This is a genomic window from Frankia sp. CcWB2 (assembly GCF_977927585.1).
The window spans coordinates 1-1,962 of sequence record NZ_CDWRCM010000247.1; the positions used below are offsets into that span (position 1 = coordinate 1).

Annotated in this window: 3 protein-coding genes and 1 pseudogene; 1 reads left to right on the plus strand and 3 read right to left on the minus strand. The window is 70.6% G+C overall.

The features are described 5' to 3' along the window. Positions 1 to 106: 106 nt before the first annotated feature. From ACY45C_RS19505 to ACY45C_RS19515, 3 genes and pseudogenes are all read right to left on the minus strand, one after another. Positions 107 to 337, minus strand: a pseudogene (locus ACY45C_RS19505) (MFS transporter); the annotation flags it as partial. Positions 338 to 447: 110 nt separating this feature from the next. After that, positions 448 to 936 carry a MarR family winged helix-turn-helix transcriptional regulator gene (locus ACY45C_RS19510; RefSeq protein WP_462189012.1) on the minus strand — a complete coding sequence of 163 codons (489 nt, stop codon included), beginning with the start codon at positions 934 to 936 and terminating at the stop codon, positions 448 to 450. Between the two features lie 32 nt (positions 937 to 968). Further along, complete coding sequence (locus ACY45C_RS19515) at positions 969 to 1,526, minus strand: GNAT family N-acetyltransferase (protein WP_462189013.1); 558 nt, start codon at positions 1,524 to 1,526, stop codon at positions 969 to 971. Positions 1,527 to 1,660: 134 nt separating this feature from the next. Between ACY45C_RS19515 and ACY45C_RS19520 the strand changes: the two genes are divergently transcribed. After that, positions 1,661 to 1,962: alpha/beta fold hydrolase (locus ACY45C_RS19520; protein WP_462189014.1), on the plus strand; the 302-nt coding region annotated here is incomplete at its 3' end.

Below are 1,962 nucleotides of genomic sequence, written 5' to 3' on the forward strand. Positions count from 1 at the left end.
CATCGGACATCCGGCCGTACCACAGGGCCGGCTCGGCATCGGGCCATTCGGGCAAGGGGAGCAACGAAGGAAATTCCATACGATGATGCTATAACGTACTACTTGCGTAGGCGTTGACGACCCAGCTAAGGCCCACGGGTGAGAAGCCCAGGTCGCTCTGGATGGCCGGCATCGCCACGGTCACGACGCTGCCGTCCAGAATGATCGTCAGCATGCTGGTGGCGAGCACGCCGAGGGCGAGCCAGCGCGACCGTGGCGCGGAACGCCTGGCGGGCGTGGCGCGGGTGGAGGGTACGGCGGCGGTGGAAGGCGTGGCGGGCGTGGGGGCAGCGGACACGGACTCTCCTGTCGGGTGAGGCAACAGAAGGGACCGTAGTAGATAGGACCGCAATAGACGAGTCTGTGGTAGACGATCCTTCTCGTGGCTACCTCGTGGCTACCTCGTGGCTACTGAGCCCGCTGGCGGGCCCGCCGGACCGGCTGAGGGCTCTCCGCCGGTCCGGCCAGATGCCCCTCGACCAGGCGGTTCATCGCCCGCGGGAAGACCTCCCGCTCCTCGGTGGGAAGCGCCGCCAACGCCTCCTCGTGGACCCGATCGACGATCTCCTGGCTCCGCGCGGCGATCCGCGCGCCCTCCTCGGTGACCGCGATGATCCGAGCCCGCCGGTCCCTGGCGGAGGGCCGACGTTCGGCGAGGCCGGCCTTCTCCAGGGCGTCGACGGTGACCACCATCGTCGTCTTGTCCATGTCGCCGATCTCGGCGAGCTGGATCTGGGTGCGCTCCTCCTCCAGGGCATGCACCAGCACGCAGTGCATGCGTGCGGTGAGACCGATCTCGGCGAGCGCGGCCGCCATCCGGGTCCGCAGGGCATGGCCGGCGCGGTCCAGCAGGAACGACAGGTCTGGTCCGGCGCGGGAGGGCGCCATGGCGGTCATGCCCGCAGCATAACGACTGGGTCCGTCGCGGATTATCCGTAAGCCTGCCGTCGAGTGGTCGGGGTGATCCAGCCGGCCCGGCTGACCGCGTAGACGGCATGGGCCTCGTCGTGGAGGAACTCGCTGCGGACGTACGTCATGCCGAGGCGTTCGGCGACCCGGACGGACGCGGTGTTGGCCGGGACGATGGCCGAGACGACCTCGGTGAGGTCGGGGCGCTGGGCGAACACCCAGGTCAGTGCCGCGGTGGCGGCCTCGGTGGCATAGCCGCGCCCCCAGCGGTCCCGGCGCAGGAACCAGACGGCCTCGACGCCCGGCCACCCGGGTTCGGTCCACAGCCCCGCCTGGCCGACGAGCTGCCCGCTCGCCTTCTCGACGACCGACCACGGACCCACGCCGGTCAGCATCCAGCAGCCCATGCAGCCGGCCAGGGCATGCCAGACGCCGTCCGGGTCGGTCGGCCGGTGGAAGTAGCGGGTGAACTCGGGATCGGACCAGATCTCGGTGTAGCCGGCGACGTCGTCGTTGTGGATGGGCCGCAGGACGAGCCGGTCCGTCGTGAGAAGGGGAATGATCGTGGTCAGACTCATCGCGTCCGGTAGTTTGCCGGAAGCCTGCGGCCCGCCTCGAGAAAGGCGGCGACCGTGGGTTGCGAGGCGGACCGTGGGTTGCGAGGCGGACCGTGGGACCCGCGCGCGAGCCACCGGCTGGATAGCCTCGGGTCGTGGCTCTGTTCTGCCTGCTGCACGGAGCCTGGCACGACGCCACGTGCTGGGAGCCCCTCGGAGCGGAACTGCGGGCGCGGGGACATCGGGTGGTGGCACCGGACCTGCCGTTGCACAACCCGGCCACGACGTACGAGGAACGCATCCGCCCGGCGCTCGCCGCCCTCGATGCGGCCATCGTGGCCGCCGGACCAGGGGCTCCCGGGACCGCCGGATCGATCGTGGTCGTCGGGCATTCGATGGGGGCCGCCGACGCGCCCCGACGGCACCAGCGCCTGGGATCCACGGACGGCGATCGCGG